The sequence below is a fragment of the Nocardia miyunensis NBRC 108239 genome (genome assembly GCF_001613065.1).
In the GTDB taxonomy this organism is placed as follows: Bacteria; Actinomycetota; Actinomycetes; order Mycobacteriales; family Mycobacteriaceae; genus Nocardia; species Nocardia miyunensis.
Genome location: NZ_BDBQ01000013.1, coordinates 89,805 through 105,156 on the forward strand (window position 1 = coordinate 89,805; position 15,352 = coordinate 105,156).

The 15,352-nt window shown below is 65.8% G+C and carries 16 protein-coding genes and 1 pseudogene; 12 read left to right on the forward strand and 5 right to left on the reverse strand.

Annotated features, from left to right (window positions below; genetic code table 11):
- Positions 1–526: 526 nt before the first annotated feature.
- From NM2_RS07025 to NM2_RS07055, 7 genes are all read left to right on the forward strand, one after another.
- On the forward strand, positions 527–2,143 hold the full coding sequence (locus tag NM2_RS07025; protein ID WP_067665538.1) for a DNA cytosine methyltransferase: 1,617 nt from the start codon (positions 527–529) through the stop codon (positions 2,141–2,143).
- A 334-nt stretch (positions 2,144–2,477) separates the two neighbouring features.
- Entirely contained in the window at positions 2,478–2,855 is a 378-nt protein-coding gene (locus NM2_RS07030) for a hypothetical protein (RefSeq protein WP_157120927.1), read from the forward strand.
- A gap of 74 nt (positions 2,856–2,929) precedes the next feature.
- The gene (locus tag NM2_RS07035; RefSeq protein WP_067665544.1) at positions 2,930–3,607 is read left to right on the forward strand and encodes a hypothetical protein; all 678 of its coding nucleotides are present in this window, start codon (positions 2,930–2,932) and stop codon (positions 3,605–3,607) included.
- 331 nt (positions 3,608–3,938) lie between these two features.
- The gene (locus NM2_RS07040; protein WP_157120928.1) at positions 3,939–4,277 is read left to right on the forward strand and encodes a hypothetical protein; all 339 of its coding nucleotides are present in this window, start codon (positions 3,939–3,941) and stop codon (positions 4,275–4,277) included.
- A 201-nt stretch (positions 4,278–4,478) separates the two neighbouring features.
- Complete coding sequence (locus NM2_RS07045; protein ID WP_067665551.1) at positions 4,479–4,802, forward strand: adenine nucleotide alpha hydrolase family protein; 324 nt, start codon at positions 4,479–4,481, stop codon at positions 4,800–4,802.
- A gap of 46 nt (positions 4,803–4,848) precedes the next feature.
- On the forward strand, positions 4,849–6,045 hold the full coding sequence (locus NM2_RS07050) for a tyrosine-type recombinase/integrase (protein WP_067665554.1): 1,197 nt from the start codon (positions 4,849–4,851) through the stop codon (positions 6,043–6,045).
- Between the two features lie 49 nt (positions 6,046–6,094).
- Positions 6,095–8,458, forward strand: coding sequence for a tyrosine-type recombinase/integrase (locus NM2_RS07055; protein ID WP_169816115.1), 2,364 nt, complete (start codon positions 6,095–6,097; stop codon positions 8,456–8,458).
- Between the two features lie 271 nt (positions 8,459–8,729).
- On the opposite strand, the gene NM2_RS07060 is transcribed toward NM2_RS07055, so the two are convergent.
- Both NM2_RS07060 and NM2_RS07065 read right to left on the reverse strand, forming a co-directional pair.
- On the reverse strand, positions 8,730–9,749 hold the full coding sequence (locus NM2_RS07060) for a PAS domain-containing protein (protein ID WP_218025867.1): 1,020 nt from the start codon (positions 9,747–9,749) through the stop codon (positions 8,730–8,732).
- A 14-nt stretch (positions 9,750–9,763) separates the two neighbouring features.
- Positions 9,764–10,081: a hypothetical protein gene (locus NM2_RS07065; protein WP_067665563.1), complete on the reverse strand. Its 318-nt coding sequence runs from the start codon at positions 10,079–10,081 to the stop codon at positions 9,764–9,766.
- A gap of 419 nt (positions 10,082–10,500) precedes the next feature.
- Between NM2_RS07065 and NM2_RS51405 the strand changes: the two genes are divergently transcribed.
- Complete coding sequence (locus NM2_RS51405) at positions 10,501–10,779, forward strand: hypothetical protein (protein WP_245717881.1); 279 nt, start codon at positions 10,501–10,503, stop codon at positions 10,777–10,779.
- An 84-nt stretch (positions 10,780–10,863) separates the two neighbouring features.
- On the opposite strand, the gene NM2_RS07075 is transcribed toward NM2_RS51405, so the two are convergent.
- Entirely contained in the window at positions 10,864–11,328 is a 465-nt protein-coding gene (locus tag NM2_RS07075) for a DUF5994 family protein (protein ID WP_067665566.1), read from the reverse strand.
- 124 nt (positions 11,329–11,452) lie between these two features.
- A pseudogene (locus tag NM2_RS07080) lies at positions 11,453–12,357 on the reverse strand (phosphatidylinositol mannoside acyltransferase).
- Between the two features lie 366 nt (positions 12,358–12,723).
- Between NM2_RS07080 and NM2_RS07085 the strand changes: the two are divergent.
- Complete coding sequence (locus tag NM2_RS07085; RefSeq protein WP_245717882.1) at positions 12,724–13,326, forward strand: DUF5994 family protein; 603 nt, start codon at positions 12,724–12,726, stop codon at positions 13,324–13,326.
- Positions 13,323–13,796 carry a DUF5994 family protein gene (locus NM2_RS07090; protein ID WP_067665572.1) on the forward strand — a complete coding sequence of 158 codons (474 nt, stop codon included), beginning with the start codon at positions 13,323–13,325 and terminating at the stop codon, positions 13,794–13,796. Before NM2_RS07085 ends, NM2_RS07090 begins: the two co-directional genes overlap by 4 nt.
- Here the strand turns inward: NM2_RS07090 and NM2_RS51410 are convergent.
- Positions 13,726–14,100: a DUF4158 domain-containing protein gene (locus tag NM2_RS51410; RefSeq protein ID WP_369690307.1), complete on the reverse strand. Its 375-nt coding sequence runs from the start codon at positions 14,098–14,100 to the stop codon at positions 13,726–13,728. The genes NM2_RS07090 and NM2_RS51410 overlap by 71 nt on opposite strands.
- Positions 14,101–14,103: 3 nt before the next feature.
- On the opposite strand from NM2_RS51410, the gene NM2_RS07095 reads away from it, so the two are divergent.
- Complete coding sequence (locus tag NM2_RS07095; protein WP_067665576.1) at positions 14,104–14,715, forward strand: phosphoadenosine phosphosulfate reductase family protein; 612 nt, start codon at positions 14,104–14,106, stop codon at positions 14,713–14,715.
- 28 nt (positions 14,716–14,743) lie between these two features.
- A complete protein-coding gene (locus NM2_RS07100) occupies positions 14,744–15,175 on the forward strand; it encodes a hypothetical protein (RefSeq protein ID WP_067665579.1) in 432 nt (143 codons plus the stop codon).
- Positions 15,176–15,352 lie beyond the last annotated feature (177 nt).

Here is a 15,352-nt window from a genome sequence, read left to right on the forward strand (position 1 = left end):
CTGCGGCAATATCCGATCCCGACACTTGGATCTGAAATTGGTTGTGCTGCATAGGTTCGCAGCCCCTGATGAACCGGCAGGCCGCCCGGTTCACCCGCATTAGCTGCACATCGCTGAATTCATCACGCACCGGCTCGTCTTCCCCGCGATTACGCGCCGATGCTGCCTGCCCCGCCTTCGGTCGGGGCACCACTGACTCGCTCGTCGCGGGCCTGCGGCATGGGGGCGGACATCCGTAGTTGAACACCGCGGCCAGTCTCTTTGCCCGGCTTCGTTTCCCACCTCGCTGCTCGTCGCCTTCTGCCCGCTGCGTGTGGGTTGTTCGCGTTTCTCCCGGTTCTGCACGTCACAGCGCCCCACAACCGCAGGCGTCCGAATCGGCCCTCACTGCCTTCCGCCTCCTTGGCGAATCATGAACGGACACAATATTAATGCTCGAACTCACGGATTGGTTTTGCGGTGCCGGTGGCTCTTCGCAGGGCGCGCACGCGGTGCCGGGTGTCACCGTCACCCATGCGGCGAATCATTGGCAGCCATCGAGACCCACGCGAAAAATTTCCCGCACACTGATCACTATCTCGGCGACATCCGCGACGAGCCGGTGGAACGCTGGCCTGCCGCCGACTTGTTCTGGGCGTCTCCGGAATGCCCGCAATGGTCCTCCGCACGCGGTAAACGCCGCGACTACCACAACACGATGCAGGGTGACCTGCTCGAGCTCGAGCGTGACGAGGAAGCCGACCGCAGCCGGGCGCTGATGGAGGAAGTGCCCCGTTATTTGCGGGGTGTGATCGACCGAGGTCGCCGGGTCCGCGCCGGGGTCGTGGAAAACGTGATCGAAGTGCGGCAATGGGACCAGTGGGAGCGATGGATTGGTGAAATCCGGTCCCTGGGTTACAAGACCAAGCTCATCGCGATGAACTCCATGCACGCCCAGCCGGTCCGCACACCGCCCGCACCGCAGAGCCGCGACCGGTTGTATCTGGCGTACTGGGATGCCACGGTGGGCCGGGAACCGGACTGGGACAAGTGGTTACGGCCGCTGGCGTACTGCCAGAGCTGTGACGAGTGGGTGCACGCGCTGCAGGTGTTCAAACAGCCCCACGCGGATATGGGCCGGTACCGGCAGCAGTATCACTACCGGTGCCCGCACACCCGGTGCCGCAACGCGATCCTCGAACCACCCGCGCTCCCGGCCGCGGCCGCGATCGACTGGAGCCTGGAGGGAACCCGCATCGGCGATCGGGCGAAACCATTGGCGGACAAGACGATGCAACGGATCCAGGTCGGATTGCGCCGCTACACCACCCAGATGCCGATGATGGTTCCCGCGGGCGGGACCTGGCGCGATGACGCGATGCCGATCACCACGCCGATGAGTGCCCGCACGACCCGGGAAAACGACGGGCTCGCGGTGCCCGCCCCATTCCTGGCCTTGTTGCGGTCGGATCGCCCCCGCACTGTCGGCCTGCACGAGCCACTGGCCACTATCGTCGCCGACGGCTCCAACCACGGGCTGGTCGTGCCGCCGTTGATCGTGCCGGCCGAAGGCCGCGACGGCAAAGAGGCTGTGCCCGCGACGCTGCCGCTGCGCACACAGACCACCCGCGCGGAAACCGCAGTCGCATTCCTACCGTTCATCGCCGAGCTGCGCGGCGGCTCCTGCGACGCGCGGGCGGTCACCGACGCATTGGCCACGGTCACCGCCAGCGGCAATCATCACGGCCTGGTCACCCCCGATGCGAACACTGTTGGGGCACTGTGGGATTCGATGCTGCTGCCGTACTACGGCCACAGCACGCCCAGGCGAGTCGACGACCCGATGGGCGCGGTACCCACCCGCGACAGGTACGCGCTGGTCGAGAGCATCTCCGAACTCGATATCGCCGATGTCCGCTTCCGGATGCTCGAGCCCCACGAAATCAGCAGTGCCATGGCCTTCGAATCCGGATACGTCGTCCTGGGCAACAAACGTCAACGGGTGCGGCAGCTCGGCAACGCCGTCACCCCGCCCGTGGCCGAGATCCTCATCTCCGCGCTCGTCGAAGCAGTCACCGGCGAAGAACTCGACCGCTGGACCCTCACCCCAACCTCCCGCCAGCACCGTCCAGCGCACAACCATCCTCTTCCCCTGGCGGCATGAAATATTCGGGGAGAGCGCGTCCTACGTGGGATCCACACCAGCTGAGCAGCAACGCTCTTCGTTGTGAATGATCGCTCACCGGAACGGCGGCGTCCGGCGTGGTGACGCCGCCACCCCAATCTGGCTGTCCCGCAGTCACTTCCGCGTCGAACGACCCACTCTGGATCCTCAGCCGGTGTGCGAAACCCCTCCACGATCACGCTGCCCCTCACGCGTGTAATCCGGAAATCTCGCGTCGCTGGAGGCCCCGTGGCCCGACTCGCGGGCCGAGCCACTGCCGCCTTGCGCTCATCCATTCGCGACCGACTCGGCCTCAATCCTCGTGGAGGGCACTGTGAAACATTCTTTGCGACTGCGACTGCGTTATCGGACTGCACTGTATTGGCTGGGGCGCCTCGACCCACGGACCTGGCCGTCCAGTCTTCGAACCGCGCGGTGGCGTCGGCGCGTCGATACCGCGCATACCGCCGCGTTGCTGCATCCCTATCGCGGTGCGAACTCCGACTCCCTGCCCGCCATCGAGGTCGCGGGATCGTTGGTCTTCGTCTACCTCGATCGCGACCACAAGGCACTGCGCGTGTCGGTCGATCTCGACTCCGTCGCACCGTGGCTGCTCAACGATGCCGAACGGGTGCCGATGCTGATCACCGTCAACGGAGACGAAGTATTCTCGGCCGATTATCAAGAGCCCTATGCGATTTCGCGGCCGTAATCCGTCAGAGCCGCTGTCAGCGATACAGATCCGACACGTGATGCCCGTTCGCTCATCGAAGGAGTGCCCTCGCTGTGGGCCGTGACCTCTACACCAATGGCGAGATCGTCGTCGCCACTACCGCCGTCGAGGCGATACTCGCTGCTGTCGGCTGTCTCACCGACACCCAGGACCCGATCACCACGATCGAAGATCTTGCCGACCATCTGTACGAACTGGCCGCCGGATCGCCCTACGACGACGATCTGACACTGAACCACGATGGAGTGTCGGTGGATGCGGGTGACACCGACACCGTCATCGGCATCACGGTGAACAACGGTCGGATGCAGATCGATCAATGGCAGACGATCATGAGCGTGCTCGCCGAACACGGTGCGACCGGAAGCTTCTTCCACGAAGAGGAAGACGGCACCCACGGCGACCAGTACCGATCACGTCTGGACGACGGCAACGCCTATAGCGAACCCCGCCTGGACTACATCTTCAAAAACGACACCATCGCGTATCTCGGGCACATGCAGCGCGCCCCGGACAGAGCCTGGACTTCGTCACCGTCAAAGCCCACGAGCGCGATGTCATCACAGCTCTGCTGGACGAACTGCGCACCCGCGATGCCCCTGCCGAGCCCGCTGCCGGCGCAGGTGACCAGCAACAACTCGCTGACTGGGCCCGCCACGCGGGAATCGACTGGACGATCCATCCGGTCACCGCATCGTAATCCGCGATATCACGACCACCGGCCCCGGTAACTCAACCCGCGCGGATCCGCGACCGGTCGGGCAGGGTGCCCAGTTTCGCGAGCAGTGACGCCAGGAAATCCGCGCGGCGTAGTTCTGCGCGACGCTTCCACATCTGTGGCGAGGCGGAGCGCACCCGGTTTGTCCGGGGGAGGACATCCTCGCTCGGTATCGCCTCGTCCGATCGTGGGGCCGATGTCTGCCTCGTCCGCCCAGCGGTCTGCGGAACCGATCTGTTCGAGCCTCACGCCCTGAAGTCAGCCCGAATCTCCGTCCTCGAAGGAGTCTCCTCATGACCGGCCCAGCCATCGACGACGAGCAGTCTCCGGTTCATCGGCGAGCGTTGCAGCTGCGTCGCCATCTGGCCGATCTCGACACGGCCGCCCAGAATCTGGATTTGATTTGTCCGGACCGTGACTCTCTCACCGATTCATCACCTGACCTGCACGACCTGGTCGCTGTGGCCGATCGAACGTTCACCCGGTACCTGATCGTCCACCGAAATGTATTGGGCCGCATGCGATTCTGGGACGTGGATCATCAGCTCATCGACCGAGATCCCCGTGTGGTAGGGACAGTCACGTTCGACGCCGGCCCGACCCCCGTCGACGGTAGCGGCATGTCGACCCGCGAAAAGCCTGAATGCGAACCACAGGTGCACCCGGATGAACAGTCGCAGTGAACAACTCGACCCGATCCGCCACTCGCAATTCGCCCTCGAACACCGCCGCTGCGGGCACCTACAACCCGACACCGCTCACGCCCGACGGCAGCGCAACCGCAACCAAGCCGAACCGCAGAACCCATGATCATGCCCCACCGTGCGAAACCGCCTGCGAACCAATTGTGCTTCGACATACCAGAATTCGATCCGCGACCCTTGGTGGCCTCTGGACCCGACCTGGCCAGCTACCACATCATCATCGTGTCGAGTTCGGCAGGAAAAGACAGCCAAGGCGCGTTGGAGATCACCATGCGCGCCGCACGCGCCGCCGGAGTCGCCGATCGCGTCGTCTGCGTGCACGCAGACATGGGGATCATGGAATGGAGCGGAGTCAAAGAGTTGGCCGCCGAACACGCGGCGCACTACCGGGTTCCGTTCATCCTGGCCCGCCGAAACGGTCCCAACCTGCTCGAGCACATCGAGAGCCGAGGCCGGTTCCCGAGCAGCTCTGCTCGTTTCTGCACTGTTGACTGCACTATCTGACCATCCTCCATCATGGCGATTCCGTTGTGATGGGAGGAGAACTGGATTGGATATCCGTCAGCAGTTGATGCAGGGTCGGGCAGCGCTACCTCGGGCCGGATCGGTCGTCGCGGTCGACCGCGCGCACCCCCCGTTCGTGGTGCTGGACTCCGGCGGCGTTGAGATCACCGCGGTCACCGAGTATCTGGCCGAGCTGGCACTCGGTGATTCGAGCCCGCTGACCTGCCGAAGCTACGCCTACGACCTGCTGCGCTGGTTCCGCGTGCTCTGGGTACTGGAGATCGACTGGGACACAGCGACTCAGTCCGAGGTGGCCGTGATGGTCGGGTGGCTGCGCACCGCGCCGAACCCGCAGCGGCAGCGACGCAAGGCGACATCGCCCCGACCGGGAACGGTCAACCTCCGCACCCGCAAGCCCGCCCTGGCGGCCGGGTACGCGCGCACGACCATCAATCACGCATTATCCGCGGTTGGCGGGTTTTACGAGCACCACAGCTACTTCGGCTGCGGCCCGGTGATCAATCCGGTCCCGGTGTCGCCGCAGCGTCGAGCGGCGCTGGCTCACCGCAGCCCGCTGGAGCCGACACCGCCCACTCGGCGGGCCCGGATGCGGCAGCGGGTCCCAGACCGGTCGCCGCGCGCGATTCCAGATCGGTTGTGGGATGCGCTGTTCGAGGCGATGGGGTGCGAACGCGACCGCGCGCTGCTGGAGTTCTTCGTCTCCAGCGGTGCCCGCGCAGCCGAGCTGCTCGAGGTGACACCCGAGGATATCGACTGGGCTGGTAGGCGAATCTACGTGGTGTCCAAGGGAACCCGGAACCGGCAGCCGGTACCCGCGTCCCCGCAGGCTTTCGTCCGCCTGGCGCGTTACTTGACCGAGATCGGAACGCCACCGGCAGGCCAATCGATCTGGCGAGCCCGCCGCGGCCCGGACCGCCCGATGACCTACTGGACGCTGCGCCGAGTTCTTCAGCGCGCCAACGATATTCTCGGCACCAACTGGACTCTGCACGATATGCGGCACACCGCGGCCAGTCGCATGGCCAACAGTGGCCGTCTCCAGCTGCACGAGGTCCAGGAAATTTTGCGGCACGCGAACATCCAGACCACCAACCGCTACGTCACCGTGGGGATCGAGGAACTGTTCGACAAGCTCGCCGAACACTACAACCGGGAACGACCTCCCACCTCCTACGCCGCACGCTACAACCAGGTCGACATCGCGGCGGTGTTCGGTGCCTAGGTCCCAGGTCAGCCCTACCACCGGTGTCAGCCGCCGCCACGGACCTGTCGTGCCGGAACTCGGATTCCCCAGCCGCTTCGCGTGGGGATCGTCCATCGAGGCCGAACCCGGGACACCGACCGTCGTGCCACGGCCGTTCGGTGAGCTGGACAACGCCCCCGCCGACCATATCGCCGAGCATGCATACAGCTACGACGACGGATCGCTGCCCAAGCGCAAGTTCCGTCGCGACGGGGTCCGCGCCGTCCTGGACTACCTCGGCCAGTTCGGCGGCCACGGCTGGCAGCAGAAGTGGGACGCCAGCCCGCTCGGGGCCGGCACGGTCCGGGCCGCCGATATCGGTCCGGCGATCGGGGTCGGGATCCGAACCCTGTACTGCCTGCGTGCGGTCCGGCCCACCCTGTTGGCGTTCCGGGCCAACCCGCCGGTCTACTTCGGAACCGAATTTGTTCTCACGCAAGGCGATCCGTTGTTGGAGAAGTTCGTCCAGCAGGTGGCCGAGCAGGACTTCGTGCACGAGCACCGGCTCAGGGCGGTGTTCGATGTCACCACTCTGCTGACTGTGCAGGGCATCGGCCTGGCCGATCTCACCCCGGCGGCCATGCTGCACCACACGCACGAGACGCGGCGGGTGAACGCGATCCTGCAACCCGCGAGCAAGGTGACGAACCGGTTCATCGGCCAATCGGCGTGGACCGTACTGCACGCGATGGGGCACTTCCCGGCCGGTACCCCAGAGACGATGCGCGCCGCGCTGCACCGTGGCCAGCTCAGCGTCGAGGAACTGGTCGACCGCTACTCCATCGGCAACCAAGCCGTGCGCCAGCTGCTGATCGAGTACTTCCACCGCCGCGCGGCCGACACCGACTACTCGAGCCTGTCGAACCTGGTCCTCATGATCGCCTTCCACTTCTGGTCCCGGATCGAACAGATCAACCCGGGCCAGGCCGACCTGCGCATCAGCACCGACACCTACACCCGGTGGCGCGAAGCGATCAAAGTCCGCGACGACGGCAAACCACGGGCCGGTCAGGACGTCATCCTCATCGCCGTCCGCAGCTTCTACTACGACCTGCACACCTGGGCCGCCGACGAACCGGAGAAGTGGGCCGTCTGGGTCGCTCCCTGCCCGATCCCGCCGAGCGAGCTCCGCGGACTGGGCACCCGACGTCGGCGGATCAACGACCGCTCCGCCGACCGGACCCGGATCCGGCAGCCCCTGCTGCCGACCCTGGTCAAACACGTCGAGGATCGATACGACCGCGCCCGCGCGCTGTTCGAGCAGGCTCGCTCCGTCGCGGTCGGGGAGACCCTCGTCTACGACAGCACCACCTACCGGCGCATCGCACAGACCCACCATCCGCATCCGGACGATCCGGTTCGGGTCCGCGATGAGGCCACCGGCACGGTGCTGGCCGTCCAGGCCGATGAGGAGGCTGCGTTCTGGGACTGGGCATGCGTGGAAACCCTGCGGCACTCCGGCGCTCGGATCGAGGAGATGTGCGAACTCACCCATCTGTCGATCCGCCAATACCAGCGCCCGAACGGGGAGGTGATCGCCTTGCTGGTCATCGCGCCGTCCAAGACCGACCGCGAGCGCGTCATACCGATGAGTGCCGAGTTGTTCCACGTCATCGCCGCGATCGTGCGCCGCCACACCAGCGGCGGCCGGACTATCCCCCTGTTGAGCCGGTTCGACCCGCACGACAAGATCTGGAGCGCACCGATGCCGTTCTTGTTCCAGCGGCGCACCGGCCCGAAACGCAGTGTGATCGCCGGCGGCACCGTGCTGAACCAGCTCAAACGGCTCTGTACCGAACTCGCCGAACACCACCCGGCATTCCGGACCGTGAAGTTCACCCCACACGACTTCCGGAGAATCTTCGCCACCGAACTGGTCAACAGCGGCCTGCCGATCCACATCGGCTCAGCTCTGTTGGGCCACATGAATATTCAGACCACCCGCGGGTACGTCGCGGTATTCGACGAAGACGTCGTCCACCACTACGTCGCATTCCTCGCCGAACGCCGACAGCTGCGGCCCACCGACGAATACCGGCCACTCGCGGCCGGGGAATGGGACGAGTTCGACGAACACTTCGACAAACGCAAAGTCGAACTCGGCTCGTGCGGAAGACCTTACGGCACGGGCTGCGCCCATGAATTCGCCTGTGTCCGTTGCCCGATGCTGCATGTCGATCCCCGGATGATCACCCGACTCGACGAACTGGAGGACGACCTGCTGCAACGCCGCCAGCGCGCCGAAACCGAAGGGTGGGCCGGGGAAATCGAGGGCATCGACATGACCCTCACCTTCCTGCGCGCCAAACGAGACGACACCAAGCGACGGTCACAGCGGCCGACGGTCACCCTCGGCCTGCCAACAACACCCCGGAGACAGATCAGGGGCTGAAATCCACTCCGTGAGAGCCTCACTCACCTTGCGGATGAGAGCTCTTGCGGGGCCGGACTTTCCTCGACGATGGCAGCCAGCACGTCTCAGGACCGTACCCAACACTCGTCGCCCAGCGGCACACAAGATATTCATGCACAGTGCTCATACGGTAGTGAATCGCCAGGGTTTTTGTGTACGCCTGGTTATCTATCTCGAGCCGGTCGTTCGGAGCAGGTCGAATGGTCGTCGGCTTCGTACTCGACCGCTGGTCGGCGACCGAGCCGGTGCATCAGCCGGGAGTTGTGTGTGTTATCCCCTTGGGTTTTCGAGGAAGGTGCGGAGCTGGCGGGCTGGGAGCGGGTGGGAGAACAGCCAGCCCTGGTAGAGGTCGATTCCGAGTCGTTCGAGGGCCTGGAACTGGCCGGTGGTTTCCACGCCCTCGGCGACACAGCTGCGTCCCATTGTCTTGGAACACCATCACCCAGAACCGCGTTCCGTCGTCGGCCACCGACACCGCGCTGTGCACATCACAGGGCACCGGCTGGCCATCCGAGCGCAGCAGCGTCCGCTGGTGCACGCGGGATTGGTTCAACGTCGCCTCCGCCGCTGCCGCATCCGTGATGAGGCTCGGACCACGATCGTCGGGATGCAGCAGGCTTGCCGCGGGCATGGCGTCGAGTTCAGGCAGCCGGTAACCCAGCAGGCCACACAGCGCCTCGTTGGCGTCCAGCACTTGCCCGGCTTCGTCGAACAACGCAATACCGGCCGGGACGAGGTCGAACAGGTCGGTGAACCGCCGACTCGACCGCTGCTGCCGGATACCGGCTTCGGTCTCATCACGGGTGACCTGGATGAAACCCTGCACGCTGCCCTCCAGCGACTTCTGCGCAGTGATCACGACATGGGCCCAGAACCGGGTGCCGTCGCGACGCACGCACCAGCCCGCGTCCACATGCCTGCCGAACTCGGCGGCCTGAGCCAGGTCCCAGTCCGCGTGGTCGGCAGTGCCGGGTTCCGCCGGGGCAAACACCGAGAAATGTCTCCCGATGATGTCCCCGCCGCGATAGCCCGTGATGAGTTCTGCCCCGTTATCCCAGCTCTGCACACGGCCGGCCGTATCGAGCACGAAGATCCCGTACTCACGCATTCCCGCAGCCAGCAGACCAAGTCGCGCGTCAGCCTTCGACTGCAGCCGCGCAATGCCGCCGTGCCCTCCTCTGGGCACGAATCCGGTATCACGGTCCTTATCCATGTGACCCCAACATGTTCGATCTCGAACCTCATTTTCGCAGTTTCGATCGGGGCCCATAGAGACCAGAGACCCTATATTGGCTGGGCAACGGGGCTTGACGATGCCTGCCAGCCGTAATCGGCAAGGTTTCCGGCCCGGTTGTAGTTGCTGCCGAGCGCCAGTGGCGCGAAGGTCTGCCCGAAGAGTCGGCGATCTATGTGGCGCCCTACCAGGCCGTCTCTGCGCCGATACGTTACGACCACATCCTTGATCAAGCACCGTCCAGGTGTGACCATGCTGCAGTTGGCTTCGATCTCCACGAGCTGGCCCGGCCGCAGTTCGCTGATGCCGATCAGGCGGTCGCAAACCCGCTTCTGGGGCTCGATGAGTGCGAAGTTCTCCTGGTCCAACTCGCGAGGACGATGGTCGCATCGAGATCAATGATCAGCGGGTTCGCCGCGATGATCGCACGGTCCGGCGCATGGCCACCGGCGGCGCGCCAAGCTTTCGCGCGGGCTTCGTGGCGGGCGGATCGTAACGCGGACAATACTTTCGGTGCGTGGGCGGCGAGCGTGGTGATGCCGAACACGCGGGGTTTCGGCGCGCAGGACCGGGATATCGGGGGCCGAGGATCGGGGCGCGGAGATCCTGGGATCGGATGCGCCGCTGCGGGAGCGGGTGTTGTGACACATGCTGTACGAGTCCTCGGCGCGCGCCGAGGAGATGCTGATGTTGGACGTGGCGGATCTCGATCCGGCGAATCGGTGTGCGGTGGTGACCCGCAAGGGCGGGGCGCGTCATTGCGTGGCAGACCGGCACCGCCCGGTTGTTGCCGCGGATGCTGGCCGGCCGCAAATCCGGTCCGCTGTTCCTCACCGACCGCAAGGCCCGTGCTTCGGTGGTCCGCAACGACGTCGACCGGGCGACGGGGCGGGCACGGTTGCCCTACCGCCGCGCGGCCGAGCTGTTCGAGGCCTACACCGAGTGTTTCGACGACGGCCCGTACACGCTGCACCAATTGCGGCATTCCCGGTTAACGCACGCCAGGCAGGAAGGGCGCGTCGACGCCGGTGTTGATGAAGCTGTCGGGGCACGCGTCGGTGCGTAGTCTCGGCAAGTGCGCGAGGGTGTCCGACGAGGGGCTACGGCGTTATCGCGCCGACAGCGACCTGGCTGCGCGTCGGCGGTGTGGTCACTGATCGGCGCAGGTGCCCATCGCGGCGTGGTTGGTGATGGTGCGGGGTTCGTGATTTCCGCACATCGTGTTTGGTGATGTAGATCGGGAGGGTTCGCCGGTTGCTCGGGGCGCGGGGTCGGTGCTCGGGTGGACGACCTGCAGCACGATCACGGTGCCGTTGGTTCCGTACACGTAAATGGTGTTGAACAGCTCGAACGGGTACGGATCGAGTGGGATGGCGCGGTCGTCCATGAGTAGATGCGAACCGACGGGTGACCAGACGGTCGGGTCATACACCACGCGCGATATCGGCCCGGTCCGTAACTCGAACGCGGTGAGCAGATCGGGGAGCTCGGCGACGAGGTCGCTCGATCGTGGCCACCAGGTAGCGTCGATGTAGTCCTTCGGATCCGGATGAAGATGAAGTCGCGAGGTCGAGTCGAGAACTCGCGGCGGCGGGGGTAGCGGTGATGGCGTCATCGGACGCTCCTGTCGCGGCCTTGCCGAAAGGCCGGATCGTCGAATCCGGTGACGACGCAACCTCTGCTGGTCAGCGCGCGTGTTGCCGCCGGATACTGTCGAGCTTACGCCCTGGAGGTGGCCATCAGTGGTGCGGATTACTGCGTGCCTGCTCACGGATGAGCTGGTCGGCGGTCCACAGCGGTTGCAGCATGTGCCAGTCGGCGGGGTGCGCGGCGATTCCGGCGGCGAACCGGTCGGCCAGTGCCTGAGTCGTGGGCTGCACGCCGCCGGTGGTGTCGATCGGCGCGTCGACGTGGAATCCCCAGCCGCCGGGGGTGAACCAGCAATGCACCGGTAGCAATGGTGCACCGGTGTCGATCGCCAGCCGGGCCGGACCGGTCGGCATGCGCGCCGGTTCGCCGAAAAAATGGTCGGCATACCCGCACCGGTCACATCGCGCTCACCGAGCAGCCCCACGATCCGTCCCTGCCGCAGCCGTGCGCTCAGCTGCTCGAACGGTGGTACCTCGCCACCGGTGAGCGGGACGATCTCGAATCCCAGACGTTCACGGAACCGGACGAAGCGCTGAAACAATGATTCCGGTTGCAGCCGCTCGGCGACGACGGTCGGCGTGCCGACCCGCTGTACCAGCCACACTCCCGCCAGGTCCCAGTTGCCGCTGTGCGGAAGCGCCAGCACCGCGCCGCGCCCGCCCTGGACTGCCTCGTGGATGTGTTCGAACCCGGTGGCCGCGGAGTCGATGGTCTCCGCGAGCCGCACCGGATCCATCGACGGCAGCCGGAACGCCTCACACCAGTAGCGGGCGTAGGAGCGCAGGCTCGCGCGCACCAGTTCGTCGGGAACCCGCTCCGGGGTGGTGGACAGCACCCGGGCCAGATTTCGGCGTAGCTGAACCGGTCCGCCTCCCCGGGCCGCGCGATCGGCCGCGACCTCGAACGATCGCATCGCCCAGCGCTGCGGCACGGCCCGCACCAGCCGCCAGCCGGCCGCGTACCCGAGATCCCACGCGCGGGCGATCAGGGTCACTGACCAGTACCGGGCCCCTCCTGAACACCGGCAGATCGTGGCGGTATCCGGCTGTGCACAGGTGTCGGCGGGTTCGGCGAGGTGACCGGACGGGCACGGGCGCCGACGATTGTCGCCTTCCATCTCTCGAGTGTCCTCCCCATCTACCGTGAACGGCAGCAACCTCCGACCACAACACCGCCGACACCGACAATGACGACTCGGGAAAGAGCGCAGGTCACTGTGCATGCGTGCACGTCGGGCCGGTGTGTACCCGGTGGGTAGGATGAAGGTGTCGGGGGCTTTTCGTACGAGACCACCCGTGGTCTGGTCGTCGCCCGGCGAATGTACAGGGGCTGCCACGCGGCCCCGGTCAGGAGCGTCGTGATGACGCGACAACACGAGCCGATCCTGCTGGATCGCTCTTCACGCTTTACCCTCCGCAGCGGCCCGCCGCCGGCGTCACGGCGGTTACCGACACCGCGAGCACCGCGCCCGGGGGCGGTGGATGGGGCTTGGTGGCCCCGCACGAGCGACTTGGTCGCCGAATTGTCCGATCTGGAGGCGCTGCTGGCCGGGCGGGCAGGCAATCTCGACCGAATCATGTACAACATGGACGCCTGGCAGCTGGCCCCGAGGCGCACGATGATCGGCGGGCGTTCGGTTCGCCTGGACGGATACCGGCACCTGTCCGCCCACACTCTCTGTGTCCTGGGCCTGGACCGCACCCGCCTGGTCCTGTTGGTGATCCCCGCCCACACCCAGAACGCCCCCGCCCAGACGTTGCTGTGGGCCGCGTCCCGACCGGGCAATGAACTCACCGCCGACGAACTCCTGGCCGCCGACACTCGGCGCAGCCTCGACCACACCCAGAACGAGGCCGCGTTGCGCCGCTGGGACGACGAAGGCGGCCACCCCGCGCCGATGCACCCGGCAAACCGACGCGCATCGGCCGCCCGATCCCCATCCCGTGCGGGAGGCCTGATATGACACAGAACCCGCCGCAGAGCGGCGGCGCCGCCGACCGCGGCCTGGGCCGATTCCAGGCCAGCGCCGAGGGTGGGCAACCATTCGACACACCGACCCGCACACCGCGGCTGCTGCTGCGCGAGCGTGACGAGGAATCCGGTGGCGTCGACGGCGTCTGGTGGCCCAGAACCGACAACCTCACCAGCGAACTGCACGACCTGGTCACCGCCCTCACCCCGCGACTGGGCCCGACTGCCCGGATCAGCTTCGACTGGAATGCGCTGAGCCTTTCTCAACGCCGCATCGACGCTCCCGACGGGATCGAGGTCACCGGACCGCTTCCGGACCAGCCACCCCAGGTGATGGATGTCTTCGGCCCGCACGATCGGCGCCTTCGATTGCTGGTGGTCAACCCCGCCACTACCGCAGACCTCGCCCACGCGCAGATGCACAAAGCCGTAAGTGCCAGCGCCGACCAGCCGCCATCGTGAACCAGGCATGTTCGAGCCTGGTCTTCTCCCGATCCACATAGCCCTTCACACACGCCGGATCGGCGATGTCGAGCTGTTCAGCGACGTAGGCGACCACCTCCGTAGGCACAGCCAACGGATCGGCCAGGAACATCCCCAAGTGACGGACCGTCACCAACTGAAGCGCGAACTTTGCCAGAGCCCATCCTGTCTGCATCCGTGAACATCTCCGAAGAGGCGCGGCGGCGGCACGCCAATAGGGCTCTGAACAACTCAAATCACGACTTCGCGGGCTGAGCCACTCGTCCGCCACGGTGATGCACATCTGGTGCAGAGAAGTACCAGTGACCACAAGCGTGGGCCGATCCGGGTCGTCCTGACCGCCCTCGTCGAGCAGGCACGCAAACGATTCGGGCTGAACCAGGTACGGGTCCTGTCGGTGATGGGCATGAGAGCCCAGGAATCCCCGGCCCGCGGCCGCCTCGTGCCGTATTCCCACGACAGCAGCCAGACCTGTCCGTGTCTGCCGTGCCACCACAAACGCGCCGCCGCCGCCGAATACACCGCCCGGAAAGAGAAAGTGCCCGATCACCTCAAGGTCGGCCACGGCGCATCCAACACCCGCCGACACGTCGACACCTGGCTGCCGGTCCACGATCTCACGACCGAACAAATCTGGGAACTCGTGGCAGAAGCCGGAACTCGCCCACACCCCGCCTACGGCTGGGGAATGCCGCGCCTGAGCTGCTCGGCGTGCGTGCTCTCGTCGAAATCCGCGCTCATCCTCGCCGCCCAGCTACGCCCCGACCATGTCGCCGAGATCGCGCGACTCGAGGCCCGAATCGGGCATCGCTTCCAACACAAACTGTCGATGGCCGAGGTGATCGACCTCGCGGCCAGACAACCCCGCATCGACGTCGTCGAGAACTGGGCCGCATGAAAGCCACTCGTCGAAGGATTTCCAGAACATGAGCAACAACCTCGGCCCGGCACTCACCTCGACCTATCACCTGGTCACTGACCCGTTCCCGGTGTACACCTCGATCGGCACCGCCGAGTCCACGACCTATATCGGCCGCTTCATGGCGCTCGGCACCGTCTACCGAGAACTCACCGCAGCGTCCAGGGACCAGATCCACAACCTCCCGGGAGGTGTCTTCCTGGTCACCGGCCAGGCGCGCGTCGGCATCCCGATTCGGATCGCCCTGCCCGAGGGGCACATCTTCGAACACGGCAACGCCCACCCCGAGCGCTGGCCGCTGCCGAAGCTCTCACCGTTACACGAACCACGCTCTGTCACCCACGCATCCCCAGCCCGAACCTCGCTCCTCTCGTATCGACAGCTTCAGCACATGAACGCCGTCAGGATCGGTCGCACCATCGATTGGCTGGCACCGTAGACGACGACGCAACACGCGATCGGCACTATCCGGCATCCTGCGGACGTACGGCTATCGCGATGGCAGTCAAGCCCATTCGCCTCGCCGCCGGCCTGAATTCCGCGCGGCTGATTCCCCACGTTCGTCGACTCACTCCCCCCAGCGGCGCTGAAGCCGGGGTCTGCACTGCCCCCACCT

What these genes read in the sequence shown, in the direction of transcription:
- NM2_RS07060 (WP_218025867.1), bottom strand. Translation starts at nt 9,749, where the DNA reads ATGGGCCCCGATCGAAACTGCGAAAATGAGGTTCGAGATCGAACATGT.
- NM2_RS07075 (WP_067665566.1), bottom strand. Translation starts at nt 11,328, where the DNA reads ATGACGCCATCACCGCTACCCCCGCCGCCGCGAGTTCTCGACTCGACC.
- NM2_RS07085 (WP_245717882.1), top strand. Translation starts at nt 12,724, where the DNA reads ATGACGCGACAACACGAGCCGATCCTGCTGGATCGCTCTTCACGCTTT.
- NM2_RS07090 (WP_067665572.1), top strand. Translation starts at nt 13,323, where the DNA reads ATGACACAGAACCCGCCGCAGAGCGGCGGCGCCGCCGACCGCGGCCTG.
- NM2_RS51410 (WP_369690307.1), bottom strand. Translation starts at nt 14,100, where the DNA reads ATGTGCATCACCGTGGCGGACGAGTGGCTCAGCCCGCGAAGTCGTGAT.
- NM2_RS07100 (WP_067665579.1), top strand. Translation starts at nt 14,744, where the DNA reads ATGAGCAACAACCTCGGCCCGGCACTCACCTCGACCTATCACCTGGTC.